A 19,652-nucleotide genomic window follows, 5' to 3' on the forward strand; every position below is an offset into this window, starting at 1 on the left:
GGGCGATTCTGCCCGCATTGGCCACTGCCCGCTGTTTTTTGTCCTTTTCTCCGCTTGGCAGGTCTGGATTACCATCGTAGCGGGGTCGATGCTTATGTGCCATTTTTGCTACATTTCACAACCTTGTGGCCTGAATCCCCCTTTTAGCAGAGGCTAATTCAATAATTTCTCACACATTTCGTGAAACTGTGGGTAATTCTCGATGGGCAGGCCTTGGCTTGGTTGTAGCGCTCGCGGATAAGGGTGCTGGGGAAACGTTAGGGTGGGTTAAATGAATACGACAAGCATCTCGACCATTGGCAAGCGCCTTGGTCTTTTGATGACGGCTACCATGCTGACCTGCGGAAGTGCTCATGCGCTCACGCTCAAGGAGGCGATGGCCGTTGCGGTGGAATCCAATCCCGAGATTGGACAGGCAATCGAAAACCGCGAAGCAATCGAGTTCGAACTGCGGCAGGCCAAAGGCCTTTATCTTCCCAGCGTCGATGTCGAGGCATCGGCTGGAGTTCGTCGCCTCGACAATTCGTCCCGGCGCGCACTGTCCATAGAGGACGATTCGCTCTATCCGGCAGAAGCGGATCTGGTGGTTACACAGAAGCTATTTGACAGCGGAGCGCGGCGAGCGGAATTGAACCGCCAGGCGTCGCGAGTCGACGGAGCGTCCTTCCGGGTCCTGGAGCGCTCGGAATTCATTGGGCTGTCGGTCGTCCAGGACTACCTTGAATACATGCTGCAGGCTTCGATCGTCGCCGAAGCCAAGAAGAATCTGGGTTTCCATCAGGCGATACTTGGCGACATCCGGCAAGGCATCTCAGGCGGGGCGCTGAACGAGGCCGATCGGCAGCAGGCCGAGGAGCGTCTGTTCGCAGCCAAGGCACGCATGCAGGAGGCGACCGAAGAACTGGAAGCCTCCAAGATCCGCTTCTTCAAGACCGTCGGGAAACCGCTGGTCAACGCTTCGCGGCCCGCAGACGTCGCCGCCGCACTTCCGAGGTCACTTGATGACGCGCTGGGCCTGGCGCGGCAGAACAATCCGCGCGTTCACATGGCCACCAGCGATATCGCCGCTGCTGCTTCCATGGTGGATGCGGCCCGGGCGAAATATGGCCCCGAAGTCCTGGCTGAAGGCCGCGCCAGGGGTGGGTATGACATTGACGGCGACAACGGGGACGCCAGTGACCTTCAGGCGCGTCTGGTGCTGCGTTGGAACCTGTATCGAGGCGGCATAGACAAGGCCAATGAGCAGGAACAGATCCGTCGTGCCAGCGAGCAGCGGCTTGCCTATCACCAGGTGCTGCGCGAAATCGAGGAAGCCGTTCGCACGTCATGGGATCGCCGTTTCAGGCAGGCCGACCTTGCAAAGACGCTGAGGCAGCAGGCTGCTTCCAGTGAAAAGCTGGTTTCGTCTTATCGCGAGCAGTTCAAAGTCGGACAGCGCTCGCTGCTCGATGTGCTTGACGCACAGAATACGCGGTTCAACACGGCAACACTGGCGGACACAGCATCCTACGCATCGCTTTTCGCCCAGTACCGGTTGCTCGCGGCGACAGGCGAGTTGCTGAAGACGATGAACCTTCAGCCGGCAAAGCAGGCGACGGCATATGCACGCGCCGAGTTCAACGCACCAGAAACCGCAGACACTGAAACCTATGCGCGGACGCCATCGGAGCAGAAGAACGACCTGCCTTTCGATATCCTCGCGCCAGTGAGGAAAAAGTAAGACGGCATAGGGTCCAGCGAGGGTCCTTACGGGCATATCGTGAACCAGCAACCCAACATCCTCTCCCCCAAGGAGGCATTCAAGGCCTGCTTTTCAGCGGTTGCCGGCTATCTCGGCAGGCCGAGCGCTGAGACAGTGCTGTTTGCCGGGGTGCCGATCTCAGAGACGCGAATTGAGGTAGAGGATATTCGGCACCTTGCCGAGCGTATCGGCCTCGAGGTCAAGGAAGTCAGTCATCGCGATTTCCTGCGCGGACGCGTCGATCTTCCCGCCATTCTGTTTCGCGCCAGCCAGCTGCCTGTTGCCCTGCTCGCGGAGATTGAGCCGGGCGAATACCTGACTGCGCCCCAGGAGAACGGCCGCACCGCGATCAGCAGATCCGAGCTGGCCGCCAGCTATATCAGCGGCGGCGCTTCCTTCTCGATCACCTATGCCAATGCCACCGAGGGGATGAAGGTCGGCTCGGCGCAGAAGATCGAAAGGCGCCATTGGCTGACGGGGACGATGGGCGCCTTCTGGCGCACCTATTCGAAAGTCGTCCTTGCGGCGACCTTCATCAATGTGCTGGCCATTGCCTCGCCCATCTTCACGATGAACGTCTACGACAGGATTCTGCCGAACAAGGCAATATCCACACTGTGGGTTCTGGCAATTGGCATTGGTGCCGTCATCCTGTTCGATCTGCTTTTGAAGACGGCCAGGGCCTCCCTGATCGACTATGCCGGGCGCAAGGCGGATATTCGGATATCGTATCTTCTGTTCGAAAAAGTGCTGAACTCGTCACTGTCGGCGCGTCCCGGCTCGACCGGTGAATATGCAAACAGGATCACGCAATATGAGTTCGTCAGGGAGTTCTTCACCTCGAACACCATCAGTGTGTTCATCGACACGGCATTCGTCTTCGTCTTTCTTCTTGTCATCTATGCGATAGGCGGCTGGCTGGTGATCATACCAGCGTTGGCCTTTGTGATGTCCGTCATCGTCGGCTTGATTACCCAGCGCCGTATCGGCAAGCGCGTCGCCGCGTCAATGAACGAAGCTTCGCAGCGCCAGGCGCTGCTGGTCGAATCCATCTCCACGCTGGAGACGATCAAGTCGCTGCGCGCCGAGGCGTATCTGCTGCGAAAATGGGGGGAGCACTCCAAGAACGCTGCCAACACGTCCGAGAAGATCAAGCAACTTTCGGCGGCTGCGGGCAACATAACCCAGTCCATACAGCAGCTGGTGACCGTCGCTCTGGTCGTGGCCGGCGCTTACGCCTTCTCGGAAGGGCATGTTTCGACAGGCGCAATCATAGGAACGGTCATGCTGGCGAGCAGGGCCGTGGCTCCACTCGGCCAGATCGCCATCACGCTGTCCCGGTTTCGCCAGGCCATGCTCTCGTTGAGGATGGTGAACTCGATCATGGCTCAACCGGAGGATCGACCGGACACGGTGGGTTTCGTCAACCGTCCCATTCGCAACGGAGCGATGGTGTTCAGGAATGTCGGGTTTGTCTATCCCGGTTCGGAAAACGAGGTCTTGACCGGTCTGAATTTCACGGTGAAGCCGGGAGAGCGGATCGGCATCATCGGTCGCATCGGATCGGGAAAGACGACGATGGGTCGGCTGATCGGCAGGCTTTTCCTGCCGACCTCCGGTGAGCTGCTGCTGGATGGGATTGATGTTCGCCAGTATCACCCGTCAGAGGTTCGCGCCGCCGTCGGCATCGTTGCGCAGGCTGGCGACCTGTTCTCGGGCACCATCAAGGAAAATCTCCTGATGGCCTGTCCGGAGGCTACCGACGAGCAAATCATCGAAGCGGCAAAGGCGGCTGGCGTCGACGATTTCGTCTCACGACACCCGCGCGGCTACGACATGAATGTCGGCGAGCGTGGTACCAATCTTTCGGGCGGCCAGAGGCAGACGGTGGCGATCGCACGCCTGCTGCTGACCAAACCGAAAATCGTCTTTCTGGATGAACCATCGGGCTCGATGGATCTCGCATCGGAACGCCAGTTGATAAAGCAGCTCAAGGTCGCTTTCGACCGCGACACCACGCTGATCGTCTCCACACATCGCTTCAGCATGCTTGAACTGGCCGACCGCCTGATCGTTATCGAACAGGGCAAGATCGTTGCTGACGGACCGAAGGAACAAGTTATACAGGCGTTGCAGAAAACAAGCGCCTGATAAAACAAATGTTGATGCATCCAATGCGTTGGGGCGTGGGAAATGCTTGCCAGGGAAGATCGACCGCCGCTCTTTGCGTCGGCGTCCATATTCATAATAGGAGCGCTCTTCGTCGTTTTTGTCGCCTGGGCGTCCTTTGCCGAAGTCGATGAGATCGCACGGGGCGACGGCAAGGTGATACCCGCTTCCAAGACCCAGATCATTCAGGCCAGTGAAGCTGGTGTCGTCCAGGAAATCGCAGTGACGATTGGCCAGGTCGTGAAGAAGAATGATCTCATCATTCGCCTCGACAACACGCTCAACACGTCCAGCCTTGGCGAGCAGCAGGCCAAGGCGCGGGCCTTGCAGGCGCGCATTGCGCGGCTGCAATTCGAGCAGAGCGGCAATCTCGAAGGGTCATTTCCCTGTCCCCCCGAGATCCAGAAGACGGCGCCGGAAATCTGCGAAAACGAGCAGAAGCTGCTCGTTGCGCGCCGCGAAAACTTCGAAGTCAAGCTGTCGGTTCTCAAGTCGCGCCTCGATCAGCGCGAGAATGAATTGGACGAAGCCACCGCCAATCTCGATCGCCTGACCAAGAATCTGGCCGTTAGCGACCAGGAAAAGGCGCTGGTCGATTCCATGGTCAAGAAGGGGCTGATGGCGAGGACCGAGCAGATCCGCGTCGAGCGCGAGCAGACCGAACTGCAGGGGCAGTTGAACCTCGCCGGCGAAACCATCAAGAAAACCAAGGGGGCTATCACGGAAGCCCAGCTTCAGGTCAACGAACTCGGCCTGCAGTTGCAGCAGGAGGCGTTGAGCGACCTGACGGAGGCGCTGGCCGATCTCTCGGTGGTGGACGAAACCATAAGGGGGGCGACCGACAAGGTCGCACGCACTGATATCCGGTCGCCGGTGGACGGGATTGTCAACACGCTGGAGCTGAACACGGTCGGTGCCTTCGTCCAACCCGGCGCCGTCGTGGCCGGCATCGTGCCAACCTCGGAAACGTTGCTCGTCGAGGCGCGGGTGTCTCCCCGGGATGTCGCGTTCATCCGCCCCGACCAGGACGCGCTTATCAAAGTCACTGCCTATGATTTCTCGATCTTTGGCGGCATCGAAGGCAAGGTCTCCAATATTACAGCCGACAGCCTGGTCGATCAGAAGACAGGGGAGCCCTATTACCAAGTGCGCGTGTCGACGGATAAATCGACACTTGAGAGAGACGGCAAGGCCTATTCGATCATTCCGGGCATGATCTGTTCAGTCGACATCAAGACCGGACGCAAGACGATCCTGAACTATCTCTTGAAGCCGATCAACAAGGCGCGTCAGGAGGCAATGAGTGAGCGCTAGCGCTGACTCTGCCGGTCACGGGCGGTTGCTGCCTCCGGTAGCGCCCGAGGATTTTGGGCTGGAATTCCGGGTTGTGGCGCGTGGCGGCATACGACGCGGCATCCGTTTGGAACGGGCTTTCTGGGCGTCACTGAAGCAGATGGCCGAAAGCCGGAAGTGCACGATCGGCATGCTCATCGATGAGATCGCCGAAAGTCAGGCACAGACAGGTAACCTGACATCTGCGATCAGGGTGGCCTGCATGCGTGGATTGGGGAACGAAAACCTGACCCTGCGAAGGCTAGCGTCGATCAACACCATCAACGCCATACTGGTCGCCTGTCCGTCACCAGCCTTTGCCCTGGCATCGTCGAAGAAGATCCTGACGTTCAACGCGCCGTTCCAGCAACTGGTCAAGCGTCAATTGCCAATAGCCCCAAACGACGAAGCGCGCCATGACCTCAAGCTGGCGCTCGACCTCAATGTTGCCGACATATTCGCGCGGCTTGACGCCAATGGCGAAGCGCCGGTGGCTACCGGCTTTGTCATCGGCGCCGGTGAACGTCGATACCGAGGTCAGTTGAATGCGGTGCGGGCCCCGGTACTCGAGCCGGAGCTGCTGATGGCGTTCGTCTTCGGCGGCTAAGGCGTGTCGCGCTGAAACGGATCCAATCGACGGCTTCACGCCTTTTGTTTTATGCAGGTCGTTGTCCCAAAGCCGCTGCGCACTTTTGGCGTCAGCATTCACGGGTAGACGTCCCACCCTTCACCTGAACGCACCGCACGATCGTGCCGGAAGGCCTATGGCTGAAAACCTTCGCCCGGTGCGACGGTCGCGAAGCCGCCTTTGATGTCAGCCATCTGGGCTGCGCCCGGTCTTGAGCCGTGGATCCAGGCGCGGTCCGTGCTGAACGAATAGAGCGGAACGTAGTCCGGAAGATCGCTATCGCGCACGACGGTGTTGCTGAGGCTGTCGAGAATGAAGGTGCCGCTGCCTGTGCTCACCGACAGCACTGCGTGAAAGAAGCCTCTCTTGCGGTCCTGAAGAACAACGAGCGCCATGCTTTGCGCTGGAATGCCAGCCCTCAGCAGAGCCGTCATCTTGAGAATGGCAAAATCCTCGCAGTCGCCGGCTCGCCGTTCGAGAATTTCCGACGGCTTTGCCCAATAGTCGAGTTTGCCGTAGACAACACTGTCTTTCCGGTAGGCGATCAGGCGGTTTACGCTGCTGTTGACGAAGGATAGCTTCTCGCTGAACCCCTTGCCCTGAGCGGCTGAGACCATGCTGGCAAACGGTGCACTCTTGCGCTCGCAGGCGCTGCCTGCCGAGCAGCTGGTGATTGCCCGGTAGACGGGTGCCCAGCGAGCCGAGACGGGAAAATTGCGCATCGACAAGGCTACCGACCCGAATACGCCGGGAAGAATCGACGCCGTCTGCAGCGGATCTATCCCGGCATCGCTTCGCGCCACTGACGAGCCATCCCCGCGATCAGCAACCGCCGGGACTGCCGGGCCATAACTGCCGAAAACCATACCGACCCGGTACGGGGCCGCAGGCTGCCAGGGCTGAGGCCTCGACAGCGAAACTCCACCGAGACAGGGCGGCGCCTGGAGCTTTTCCAGGGGCGTGCCGGCAGCGGCGACCTCCCCGGAAACGGCATTCGCGAATGAGGGTCCTGCCAGGCCGACGAGACCGATTGCCAGCAAGAGCACCTTGAACCCGGTTTTTCCCGGGGCTGATTTTTCTTTTTTCATAACGCCCACCTTTTGACTGTGGACGCTACCAATCTTGTCTCAAATTATTGGAAATGAAGGTGGATAACTTAGTCGCAAATGGCTTTGTCTATTTTCTATAAAATTTTATTCAATTTTATACTTCTATTCACCAAGAAACTTCGACTTGCCTCAGCCAAGCAAGTCGCACCGAAGCCGACATATATCAGGTTATATTGTCACAGTTTACCACGTGTAAAAAATGCCAAACTAAGCATATCAGAATATATGAAATGGATTGCGGGACTGTTGCAAAGCAGAAGCGGCCAATGTCTCTTCCGGGAAATGCCGGAGGGGTTTCAGCAATGATCAACAATAACGAGTTGGACAGTTTTTCGGGTTCCTTGGACGAGCATTCCGCGTCCAGCGAACATAACGGTCAGGCATCGCCGGGAGAGATCCTGGTTGCACAGGCAACTTCGGCGCAGCAGCCCGCACCGGCAGCGGCCGAACCGGTGCCGGTCGATGTTGGCAGCGGAGCGCCTGTCAAGCCGGCAGCGCCGGCGACAGCAAACGCACCGGCAGCGACGGCACCGCATGAATATGTGGCTGACGCCAGCAACATCGTAAAGCTACCGTCCAACGTTTCCATCGACAACATCAAGGTCGACGGCCACAACCTTGTGCTCGAACAGGCCGACGGCTCGGTGATCGTGATCAAGGATGGCGCCTTGAACGTGCCGACCTTCGTCATTGGCGACGTCGAGGTGCCCCGCGTTGCCTTGCTGGCAGCTCTCGAGGCAAGCCATGTCGACGTTGCTTTCGGCGCCGACGGTTCCATGTCGGCCGGCCCAGGCGGTTCGCCCCCCAGCGCAGGCGGGAATTTCGAAATCCCCGCCGGCGGTATCGGCGACGGGTTTGGCCTTTCGGCCTTGTTGCCCCCGACAGACTTGCAGTTCGGGTTGTTGGAACGGCGCGAACTGACAATCGGCGTTGCGGAAAAAGAAGAAAATTCCACCCCCTCGATCGACCTCATAGGCTCGGCAACAGTCAGCGAGGCCGGCTTGCCGGCGCGTGGCGGCGAGCCTGCCGGCTCGAACGAGGCTGCGTCTTCGGAGACGACCTCGGGCAACATCGGCTTCACCTCGCCGGACGGCGTGCAGGTGGTTTCGCTCGGCGGTCATGCGTTGAGTGGTGTGGATCAGACCTTCACCGATGCGACCGGCTCGCTGACGGCGAGTTATGTCTACGATGCGGCGACCGGCATCGGCACCATCCACTACACCTACACGCTTCTCGACAACACTGCTGGCAACGCCACCAATGTGAGCTTCCCGGTTGCGGTTACGGATGCAAATGGCGACCCGGCACCGAACGGCAATCTTGTCATCAATATCATCGACGACGCACCGACGGCAGTTGCCGACACCGATGCGGTGGCGGCGGGTTCGCACGCGCCGGTCGACGGCAATGTGATCAGCGGCGCCGGCAGCGACGGCAATGCGGCGGGCGCCGACACCAAGGGTGCCGATGACGCGACGGTTGCGGGCGTGGCCGCCGGCACGACGAATGCGGATCTGGACAGCGGCGTCACACTGAACGCGCCGATCCACGGCACCTACGGCACGCTGACACTGCAGGCGGATGGCTCCTACAGCTATGTGCGCGATGCCGGGACGCCCGGCGGCGTCAAGGATGTGTTCACCTACACGATCAAGGACGGCGACGGAGATCTGTCGCACACGACATTGACGATTTCGATCGGTAATTCGACACCGACGATCGGTGACTTGTCGCCGGCAGCCGGTGGCGGCGACGTGACCGTCAACGAGGACGATCTCCTGGCCAGCCGCGGACAGGGCGAATCGGCTGGATCGGACAGTTCAAAGGAGAGCACCACCCAGGGCGGCACGTTCACCATCTCGTCGCCCGACGGCATCGCCTCGCTGGCGATCGAGAATCATGCCTTCATCACCAATGGCGTGTTCACGGCCGGCTCCTTCACCACCGCGCTCGGCAACACACTGACGGTGACCGGCTACAATGCCGGCACCGGTGTGGTGAGCTATACCTACACACTCGTCGACAACGAGGCGCATGCGCCCGTTCAGGGCACCAACAGCCTGTTCGAGAACTTCACCGTCACGCTCACCGACCAGGACGCGCAGAGCGTCAACGGCACGCTGTCGGTCAACATCGTCGACGACGTGCCGACGGCTACGGCCGAGGCTTCGCAGAATGTTCTTGAGGGTGCGACGATCACCGGCACGCTGGACTTCGCTGCCGGCGCCGACGGCGCCACGGTGACGCATATCGGCGCCACGGCGCTGGTGTTCGGCCAAGACGGCTACTCGCAGGCGATCGACATCGGCGACGGCTTCATCAAGGTCAAGGCTGACGGCAGCTATTCATTTACGGCCAACAGTCCGGTCATTGGGGCCGGTGCGGCCTCGGCGACCTATACTGTGACGGACGGCGATGGCGACAAGGCGACGGCCGGCATCAGCTTTGCGGTGACGGATGCCAACCATCCGACGGCCGGCACGGCGGCGGCGGCGGTCGATGACGACGGGCTTGCTGGCGGCAATGCGGCAAGCACGGCGGGCGACATCGACGCCAACGCGGGCGAAGTTCCGCTCAGCGCCAGCGAAGCGACCTACAACGGCACGCTGGGCGGCAGCGTCGGCGGCGACGGCGCCGGTTCCAACGGCTTCTCGTTCGCGGCGCTGGACGGCACCAACGGGACGGTCGGCCAGGAGAACGTCACCTACAGCTGGAACGCCGGCAACGACACGCTGACGGCGACGGGTCCACGCGGCGAACTGTTCACGGTGCATGTGACCGATCCGGCCACTGGCGCCTACACGGTGACGCTGCTCGAAAACGTGCTTCAGGCCCAGGGTCCGAACGACGAGAACAATGCGACCGTCAACCTCGGCTATGTGATCACCGATGCCGACGGCTCGACGGCACCGGGCACGCTGACCATAACCTTCAACGATGATGCTCCGTCGATCACCAACGCGGTGGTCGGCAGCTCGGTGACGCTTGACGAGACGAACAATGGTCCGACGACGGACGGCGTGCTGACCCCGGCGCTGATGACGGCAACGAGCGCTGCGGCGATCGTGACGGTTTCGTCGAGCTATGGCGCCGACGGCGCCGGAACGACGACCTATGCCCTGTCGGTGACACAGGCGAACTCCGGACTTGCGACGGCACAGGGCGATCATGCGATCACGCTGGTGCAGGTCGGAAGCACGATCGAGGGCCAGTACAACGACGGCGCGACGCACACGGCGTTCACGGTGTCGATCGGCTCGGACGGCAAGCTGACGGTTGTGCAGAATGTCGCGCTTGAGCACCTGGTCGATGGTTCGACGGCGGCGGCCTACAACGATGCGCTGACCCTTGCCGGCAAGATCGGCGTGACGGCGACGGTGACGGACGCGGACGGCGACACGGCGAGCACGGGCGTGATCAACGTCGGTGGCGCGGTGACCTTCCTGGATGACGGCCCGTCGATCACCAACGCGGTGGTCGGCAGTTCGGTGACGCTTGACGAGACGAACAACGGCCCGACGACGGACGGCGTGCTGACCCCGGCGCTGATGACGGCAACGAGCGCTGCGGCGATCGTGACGGTTTCGTCGAGCTATGGCGCCGACGGCGCCGGAACGACGACCTATGCCCTGTCGGTGACACAGGCGAACTCCGGACTTGCGACGGCACAGGGCGATCATGCGATCACGCTGGTGCAGGTCGGAAGCACGATCGAGGGCCAGTACAACGACGGCGCGACGCACACGGCGTTCACGGTGTCGATCGGCTCGGACGGCAAGCTGACGGTTGTGCAGAATGTCGCGCTTGAGCACCTGGTCGACGGTTCGACGGCGGCGGCCTACAACGATGCGCTGACCCTTGCCGGCAAGATCGGCGTGACGGCGACGGTGACGGACGCGGACGGCGACACGGCGAGCACGGGCGTGATCAACGTCGGTGGCGCGGTGACCTTCCTGGATGACGGCCCGTCGATCACCAACGCGGTGGTCGGCAGTTCGGTGACGCTTGACGAGACGAACAACGGCCCGACGACGGACGGCGTGCTGACCCCGGCGCTGATGACGGCAACGAGCGCTGCGGCGATCGTGACGGTTTCGTCGAGCTATGGCGCCGACGGCGCCGGAACGACGACCTACGCCCTGTCGGTGACACAGGCGAACTCCGGACTTGCGACGGCACAGGGCGATCATGCGATCACGCTGGTGCAGGTCGGAAGCACGATCGAGGGCCAGTACAACGACGGCGCGACGCACACGGCGTTCACGGTGTCGATCGGCTCGGACGGCAAGCTGACGGTTGTGCAGAATGTCGCGCTTGAGCACCTGGTCGATGGTTCGACGGCGGCGGCCTACAACGATGCGCTGACCCTTGCCGGCAAGATCGGCGTGACGGCGACGGTGACGGACGCGGACGGCGACACGGCGAGCACGGGCGTGATCAACGTCGGTGGCGCGGTGACCTTCCTGGATGACGGCCCGTCGATCACCAACGCGGTGGTCGGCAGTTCGGTGACGCTTGACGAGACGAACAACGGCCCGACGACGGACGGCGTGCTGACCCCGGCGCTGATGACGGCAACGAGCGCTGCGGCGATCGTGACGGTTTCGTCGAGCTATGGCGCCGACGGCGCCGGAACGACGACCTATGCCCTGTCGGTGACACAGGCGAACTCCGGACTTGCGACGGCACAGGGCGATCATGCGATCACGCTGGTGCAGGTCGGAAGCACGATCGAGGGCCAGTACAACGACGGCGCGACGCACACGGCGTTCACGGTGTCGATCGGCTCGGACGGCAAGCTGACGGTTGTGCAGAATGTCGCGCTTGAGCACCTGGTCGATGGTTCGACGGCGGCGGCCTACAACGATGCGCTGACCCTTGCCGGCAAGATCGGCGTGACGGCGACGGTGACGGACGCGGACGGCGACACGGCGAGCACGGGCGTGATCAACGTCGGTGGCGCGGTGACCTTCCTGGATGACGGCCCGTCGATCACCAACGTGGTGGTCGGCAGTTCGGTGACGCTTGACGAGACGAACAACGGCCCGACGACGGACGGCGTGCTGACCCCGGCGCTGATGACGGCAACGAGCGCTGCGGCGATCGTGACGGTTTCGTCGAGCTATGGCGCCGACGGCGCCGGAACGACGACCTATGCCCTGTCGGTGACACAGGCGAACTCCGGACTTGCGACGGCACAGGGCGATCATGCGATCACGCTGGTGCAGGTCGGAAGCACGATCGAGGGCCAGTACAACGACGGCGCGACGCACACGGCGTTCACGGTGTCGATCGGCTCGGACGGCAAGCTGACGGTTGTGCAGAATGTCGCGCTTGAGCACCTGGTCGATGGTTCGACGGCGGCGGCCTACAACGATGCGCTGACCCTTGCCGGCAAGATCGGCGTGACGGCGACGGTGACGGACGCGGACGGCGACACGGCGAGCACGGGCGTGATCAACGTCGGTGGCGCGGTGACCTTCCTGGATGACGGCCCGTCGATCACCAACGTGGTGGTCGGCAGTTCGGTGACGCTTGACGAGACGAACAACGGCCCGACGACGGACGGCGTGCTGACCCCGGCGCTGATGACGGCAACGAGCGCTGCGGCGATCGTGACGGTTTCGTCGAGCTATGGCGCCGACGGCGCCGGAACGACGACCTATGCCCTGTCGGTGACACAGGCGAACTCCGGACTTGCGACGGCACAGGGCGATCATGCGATCACGCTGGTGCAGGTCGGAAGCACGATCGAGGGCCAGTACAACGACGGCGCGACGCACACGGCGTTCACGGTGTCGATCGGCTCGGACGGCAAGCTGACGGTTGTGCAGAATGTCGCGCTTGAGCACCTGGTCGACGGTTCGACGGCGGCGGCCTACAACGATGCGCTGACCCTTGCCGGCAAGATCGGCGTGACGGCGACGGTGACGGACGCGGACGGCGACACGGCGAGCACGGGCGTGATCAACGTCGGTGGCGCGGTGACCTTCCTGGATGACGGCCCGTCGATCACCAACGCGGTGGTCGGCAGTTCGGTGACGCTTGACGAGACGAACAACGGCCCGACGACGGACGGCGTGCTGACCCCGGCGCTGATGACGGCAACGAGCGCTGCGGCGATCGTGACGGTTTCGTCGAGCTATGGCGCCGACGGCGCCGGAACGACGACCTACGCCCTGTCGGTGACACAGGCGAACTCCGGACTTGCGACGGCACAGGGCGATCATGCGATCACGCTGGTGCAGGTCGGAAGCACGATCGAGGGCCAGTACAACGACGGCGCGACGCACACGGCGTTCACGGTGTCGATCGGCTCGGACGGCAAGCTGACGGTTGTGCAGAATGTCGCGCTTGAGCACCTGGTCGATGGTTCGACGGCGGCGGCCTACAACGATGCGCTGACCCTTGCCGGCAAGATCGGCGTGACGGCGACGGTGACGGACGCGGACGGCGACACGGCGAGCACGGGCGTGATCAACGTCGGTGGCGCGGTGACCTTCCTGGATGACGGCCCGTCGATCACCAACGCGGTGGTCGGCAGTTCGGTGACGCTTGACGAGACGAACAACGGCCCGACGACGGACGGCGTGCTGACCCCGGCGCTGATGACGGCAACGAGCGCTGCGGCGATCGTGACGGTTTCGTCGAGCTATGGCGCCGACGGCGCCGGAACGACGACCTATGCCCTGTCGGTGACACAGGCGAACTCCGGACTTGCGACGGCACAGGGCGATCATGCGATCACGCTGGTGCAGGTCGGAAGCACGATCGAGGGCCAGTACAACGACGGCGCGACGCACACGGCGTTCACGGTGTCGATCGGCTCGGACGGCAAGCTGACGGTTGTGCAGAATGTCGCGCTTGAGCACCTGGTCGATGGTTCGACGGCGGCGGCCTACAACGATGCGCTGACCCTTGCCGGCAAGATCGGCGTGACGGCGACGGTGACGGACGCGGACGGCGACACGGCGAGCACGGGCGTGATCAACGTCGGTGGCGCGGTGACCTTCCTGGATGACGGCCCGTCGATCACCAACGTGGTGGTCGGCAGTTCGGTGACGCTTGACGAGACGAACAACGGCCCGACGACGGACGGCGTGCTGACCCCGGCGCTGATGACGGCAACGAGCGCTGCGGCGATCGTGACGGTTTCGTCGAGCTATGGCGCCGACGGCGCCGGAACGACGACCTATGCCCTGTCGGTGACACAGGCGAACTCCGGACTTGCGACGGCACAGGGCGATCATGCGATCACGCTGGTGCAGGTCGGAAGCACGATCGAGGGCCAGTACAACGACGGCGCGACGCACACGGCGTTCACGGTGTCGATCGGCTCGGACGGCAAGCTGACGGTTGTGCAGAATGTCGCGCTTGAGCACCTGGTCGATGGTTCGACGGCGGCGGCCTACAACGATGCGCTGACCCTTGCCGGCAAGATCGGCGTGACGGCGACGGTGACGGACGCGGACGGCGACACGGCGAGCACGGGCGTGATCAACGTCGGTGGCGCGGTGACCTTCCTGGATGACGGCCCGTCGATCACCAACGCGGTGGTCGGCAGTTCGGTGACGCTTGACGAGACGAACAACGGCCCGACGACGGACGGCGTGCTGACCCCGGCGCTGATGACGGCAACGAGCGCTGCGGCGATCGTGACGGTTTCGTCGAGCTATGGCGCCGACGGCGCCGGAACGACGACCTACGCCCTGTCGGTGACACAGGCGAACTCCGGACTTGCGACGGCACAGGGCGATCATGCGATCACGCTGGTGCAGGTCGGAAGCACGATCGAGGGCCAGTACAACGACGGCGCGACGCACACGGCGTTCACGGTGTCGATCGGCTCGGACGGCAAGCTGACGGTTGTGCAGAATGTCGCGCTTGAGCACCTGGTCGACGGTTCGACGGCGGCGGCCTACAACGATGCGCTGACCCTTGCCGGCAAGATCGGCGTGACGGCGACGGTGACGGACGCGGACGGCGACACGGCGAGCACGGGCGTGATCAACGTCGGCGGCGCAGTGACCTTCCTGGATGACGGCCCGTCGATCACGATCACGGGCACGGCGCCGGCGCTAAACGTCGACGAGAGCTATCTGGCCGCGGGGACCAACGGCATTGCCGGTTCGGGCGTCGGCCCGGCGGGATCGACCACGGACACGCAGAACTTTGCCGGTGTGTTCACGGTTGTGCAGGGCGCTGACGGTGCCACCACCAGCTATGGCCTGAGCATCTCGGCTCCGGGCGTGGCCACCAACTTGATCGACAGCGCCACCAACACGGCGGTGGTGCTGACGCAGAGCGGCAACACCGTGTCCGGCTATGTATCCGGGCACAGCGGTGATGTGGCCTTCCTGGTGTTCACGCTGAGCACCAACACGGCGACCGGCGCGGTAACGCTGACACAGGACCGTGCGGTGCACCAGAACACCGTCGACAACCCGACCGACAGCTCGGAAGGCATCAACCTGACCTCGGGCCTGGTAACGCTGACGGCAACGGTGACGGACAGTGACGGTGACACGGCCTCGCAGTCGATCGACCTCGGCTCCAAGGCCTCCTTCCATGACGACGGGCCCTCGCTAGGCTCCTTTACCTCGGGCACGATCCCGAACGAGGTGGGATCTGTCGCTGGCTTGTTCTCGCTGGTGCCGGGTGCTGACGGCATCGACCATTTCAGCATCACGGGTCCCGCGATCGCGGGCATCGTCTACAGCACAACGACCGCGGCGGATGGCGCTACGACCCTCCATGCGAATGCCGGTGCAACCGAGGTGTTTGATCTCACGGTAAGGCCGGATGGAACGTACCAGTTCGACCTCCTGCAGCCCGATGCTGGCACGACAATAACCTATTCGCTTCAGAACCTTCCCGCTGGCGGACCGAACTGGCGCGAAACCACCGATGGCCATATCGAGTTTTCAAGCCCCGGCGGAATCAACTCCAACAATAACGGATTTGGCGTCTCAAACACCTTCGTAGGCGGGAATGAAAGCTTCACAATGGAGTTCCACACTTCCGGAACTGGAGTCGGCACTGATAATCCGGCCAGCACCAATGCCGAGTTGAACGACTCCGTGAGTTTGGTGGTCAATTCGCTGAACGGTGCGGGGGGAACCTACCACTGGGTTGCGACCAACACTCTCACCAATACATCCACGTCCGGTAACATATTCATCACGGCAACCGGAACATTCGTCATCGATCCGTCTATCAGCTTCAACCAATTGCAGGTCAGCGCGGTCAACGTCTCAGGGCAAGGCGCTCAGTTCTCGAACGTCTCGCTCACGCATAACGTTTTGCCTCACGATCAGAACTTGGCCTTTACAGTCTCGGCGACTGACAAGGATGGCGATACCACCGGCACGCAGCCGCTCGCCATTCACGTCGTCGCGGGAGATGGATCGGGCAACTTCGCTCTTGCCGGGACGGCTGCCAACGATGTGATCGCAGGGAGCACGCACACCGACACGATCTCAGGCGGCGCAGGAACCGACATAGTCGACTACACCGGCAGCGTGGCAGCCGTTTCGATCCATCTGGCCGATGACGGACATGCAGCCGGGGCACCGGGGACATTCATCGACCCGGCACTTGGCACCATCGGCGGCGGCGATGCCACTGGCGATATCCTTACAGGCATCGAGGGCCTGATCGGCGGCTCTGGCGATGACTATTTGTTCGGAAACCTGGGAGCAAACTATCTTGCCGGCGGCGGTGGCAACGACACCCTCAATGGTGGCGCAGGTAATGACACGCTGATCGGCGGCGCGGGCAACGACATCCTGATCGGCGGTGCAGGCCAGGATACGATGACCGGCGGCACTGGAGCCGATACGTTCAAGCTCGACAGTCTGGACATCAAGGATCTCATCACCGACTACAATGGCGGTCAGGGCGACAAGATCGATCTGACGTCGCTGTTCGACTCGACTCCTGCGAATGTCGGCAACTTCGTGAACTACGACGCGGGGACGGGCACGCTCAGTGTCGATACCAGTGGTTCGGGAAATCCGGCCAATTTCGTCGAAGTGGCCCAGCTGACGAACCACCCCGTCGCCAACACCATCACCCTGCTCTACGACGACGGCGTAACCCAGCATACGACAACGGCAAACCTTGTTTAACGGCATGGCGCTCTGTCACAGGACTATGTTATACATCGCTAATATCGAGGGGAGCTCACTATGAAACGTTCTGCAAGACTGCTGGTTTCCGCTGCGACGCTGTTGCTGGCAGTCGGGTCGACGGGCTACGCCGCCGACATCATCGAAGGCCCTTCGGCCGACTATTGTCGCGTCGTGGGGACGTCCAACCTGGTGCTGACCGACAACATCGTCGACCTCAAGGAGCAGGTGGTCAAGCTGATGGACGAATCGGTTGCCGCCGCCAACAGCTCGGAGTGGATCAACTCGTCCCGGCCGGTTTTCGTCTGGGCATCGGAAGCCAAGGTCGCCTGCGGCATGGCCTATGGCTACCTGAAGACGAACTATCGCGACGAAGATACCCTCAACAAATGCGAGTGTTTTCACGATCGCATGGTCGAGTACATGCACTGAGGGGATAAGCGTATCCCACGCCTGTTGGCCATCATGATAGCCGACGGATCTTTTCTGAGGGCGATCGCCGGAGCGATCGCGTTGGTTGGCTTTGGCCAGACTGTCATGTTGGCCTGTGCCAACTGGCTGGAACGACCTGCCGTGGAACGACGGCAGGCATCCGACTTGACGCGGCCGACGCACTGCGACGCGGCTACTGAGTGGACCCGGCAGACCTTGAAGGCGTTTGCGAGCTGTCAGGCATCTATCTATGGCCTCGAGCCGGTGCTGGCACATGCCGTGATGGAGATCGAAAGCGGTTTCGATCCTGACGTGCAGGGCGCCGACGGCGAAGTCGGCCTGATGCAGGTGATGCCGGCGACGGCGCGAATGCTTGGCTTTCGAGGCTCCCTCGACGATCTGAGCGCACCGGCGACCAACATCGCGCTTGGGGTCAAATATCTTGCCCAGGCCAACAAGCTGGCTGCGGGCGATCTGTGCACTACCGTCATGAAGTATCGCGCCGGGCACAATGAAAGCCGGTTCTCGGCACTTTCGGTCCGCTACTGCCAGCGCGCGCGGGCAATCCTGGCAAGGCAGGGGATTGACGTGACCGGGCCGTTGCCGGTGGCGACATTCGGCTTTGCTGCTTTTTCGACAGGCGTAGGGGATGGGTCTCCAGCCCAGGGAAAAGGCGTTTGCGTGCGCCGCGTGTTCGTGCCCGGGCCACGATACATGAAATGCGCCGACTATCGGACGGCGGGGCAAGCAAGACAGATCAAGGCGCTCAGAGCCAGGCTGTTCGATGGCTAAAGAAACTACAGACGGCACGGCAAGTCCGCCGTAACATGGGTTGAAGACCAGACCGGGAAGAATACCCGGCGGCACATTGGGTTGGAGCAATCATGGAAGCTGGCCGACAGGTCCACTGTCCGCGGACGTGGGCAATCGCCCTTGCGCTCGCCGTTACATTGTCAGGCTGCCAGTCGAAGGGCGGCGTTTCCGAAGTGCTCGATCCGGCGGCGATTGCCGCGCCTGCCGGTCAGAAAGGCGGCGTTGGTGCCGGTCCGGCCCAGGCGACCCAGTCGCTGGGCACCGGTTCGACAAAAATCACGATGTTGCTGCCGTTGTCCGCTCCCGGAACGGCGGGGGAAAACGGCAGGAAGATGTTCGACGCCGCCAAACTGGCGATGACGGATATCGGCAATGGATTGCTCACGCTGACGGTGGAGGACACGAAGGGCGACAGCGCACAGGCCAGCAAATTGGCGGTAAGTGCGATAACGACGGGGTCGAAAGTCGTCATCGGCCCGACCGAACTGCCGGCAGCCCAGCATATTGCCACGCTGTCGGGATCGACGCGTCCGCCGGTTCTGGCGCTCGCCGACAATTTCGCAGGCGGCGCCGGGGTTTATGCCGTGCTGCTCAGCGAAGCGGACAGTGCCGCGGCGGGCGCCGCGGGACTCGCCGCCAAAGGCAAAAAGAAGTTCGTCCTGCTCGTCGCGGAAGGCTCGAACGCCAGCGCCGTGGAGAAGCGGGTCGCGAACGGCCTCAGCATCTATGGCGCGACTCTGGCGGTCACTGTCCCTTATTCGGCCGGCGACGGTGGTGCGAAGGCAGTCGACGAAATGGGCTCGCTCGTCGACACGCCCGACGCCGTGATCGTTGCCAGCGGCGATGGCAGTCCATCGCCTATCCTTGCCGCCCTCAAATCAAAGGGCATTCCGGGAAAGGCAATTTCTGTCGTCGGAACCAACCGTTGGCTGGAGCACCCCATGGATCCGCTGTTTGAGGGGGCATATATCGCCACGCTCGATTCGCGCGAAACCGGACCGATCGCCGACCGCTTCAGGACGACATACAACTACCCGGCCGACGTCAATGTGGCCTATGCTTATGATATGGTTGCCCTGACAGCAGGGATTGCCAGTGCGGTCGGGCCCGATGGCTTCAGCAAAAAGGTGCTCGAAAATCCAAGCGGCTTTCGTGGATCGACAGGTCTGTTCCGGTTTCGGGCTGACGGATCCAGTGAACGGTCGATGCCGTTTTACCAGATTCAAAAGGGTGCTCTCAAACTGGTTGCGAAATCGACGTCGGGTTTCTGATCGGGGGAGGGGCTTGGGAACCCGCTC

9 protein-coding genes are annotated in these 19,652 nt (G+C 62.1%); 8 read left to right on the forward strand and 1 reads right to left on the reverse strand.

Features of this window, described 5'->3' with window-relative positions; genetic code table 11:
• The first annotated feature begins 271 nt into the window (after nt 1-271).
• From AC1RZR_RS11880 to AC1RZR_RS11895, 4 genes are read left to right on the forward strand one after another with little or no spacing between them, the layout of a single operon-like run.
• On the forward strand, nt 272-1,720 hold the full coding sequence (locus AC1RZR_RS11880) for a TolC family protein (protein ID WP_477277411.1): 1,449 nt from the start codon (nt 272-274) through the stop codon (nt 1,718-1,720).
• Between the two features lie 39 nt (nt 1,721-1,759).
• Entirely contained in the window at nt 1,760-3,892 is a 2,133-nt protein-coding gene (locus AC1RZR_RS11885) for a type I secretion system permease/ATPase (RefSeq protein ID WP_477277409.1), read from the forward strand.
• Between the two features lie 42 nt (nt 3,893-3,934).
• Nucleotides 3,935-5,224: an HlyD family type I secretion periplasmic adaptor subunit gene (locus AC1RZR_RS11890; RefSeq protein ID WP_477277407.1), complete on the forward strand. Its 1,290-nt coding sequence runs from the start codon at nt 3,935-3,937 to the stop codon at nt 5,222-5,224.
• Entirely contained in the window at nt 5,214-5,849 is a 636-nt protein-coding gene (locus AC1RZR_RS11895; protein WP_477277405.1) for a ribbon-helix-helix domain-containing protein, read from the forward strand. The genes AC1RZR_RS11890 and AC1RZR_RS11895 overlap by 11 nt, the downstream gene beginning before the upstream one ends.
• A gap of 155 nt (nt 5,850-6,004) precedes the next feature.
• On the opposite strand, the gene AC1RZR_RS11900 is transcribed toward AC1RZR_RS11895, so the two are convergent.
• Nucleotides 6,005-6,958: a transglutaminase-like cysteine peptidase gene (locus tag AC1RZR_RS11900; protein WP_481828555.1), complete on the reverse strand. Its 954-nt coding sequence runs from the start codon at nt 6,956-6,958 to the stop codon at nt 6,005-6,007.
• A gap of 323 nt (nt 6,959-7,281) precedes the next feature.
• On the opposite strand from AC1RZR_RS11900, the gene AC1RZR_RS11905 reads away from it, so the two are divergent.
• The 4 genes from AC1RZR_RS11905 to AC1RZR_RS11920 all read left to right on the forward strand — a co-directional run bounded on the left by AC1RZR_RS11905 (nt 7,282) and on the right by AC1RZR_RS11920 (nt 19,625).
• The gene (locus AC1RZR_RS11905; RefSeq protein WP_481828556.1) at nt 7,282-17,109 is read left to right on the forward strand and encodes a DUF5801 repeats-in-toxin domain-containing protein; all 9,828 of its coding nucleotides are present in this window, start codon (nt 7,282-7,284) and stop codon (nt 17,107-17,109) included.
• A 60-nt stretch (nt 17,110-17,169) separates the two neighbouring features.
• The gene (locus AC1RZR_RS11910) at nt 17,170-17,541 is read left to right on the forward strand and encodes a hypothetical protein (protein WP_111542723.1); all 372 of its coding nucleotides are present in this window, start codon (nt 17,170-17,172) and stop codon (nt 17,539-17,541) included.
• A 141-nt stretch (nt 17,542-17,682) separates the two neighbouring features.
• Nucleotides 17,683-18,333, forward strand: coding sequence for a lytic transglycosylase domain-containing protein (locus AC1RZR_RS11915; protein WP_477279933.1), 651 nt, complete (start codon nt 17,683-17,685; stop codon nt 18,331-18,333).
• 92 nt (nt 18,334-18,425) lie between these two features.
• Nucleotides 18,426-19,625 carry a type 1 periplasmic-binding domain-containing protein gene (locus AC1RZR_RS11920; RefSeq protein WP_477279935.1) on the forward strand — a complete coding sequence of 400 codons (1,200 nt, stop codon included), beginning with the start codon at nt 18,426-18,428 and terminating at the stop codon, nt 19,623-19,625.
• Nucleotides 19,626-19,652: the final 27 nt, after the last annotated feature.

The organism is Mesorhizobium bavaricum (assembly GCF_056781655.1).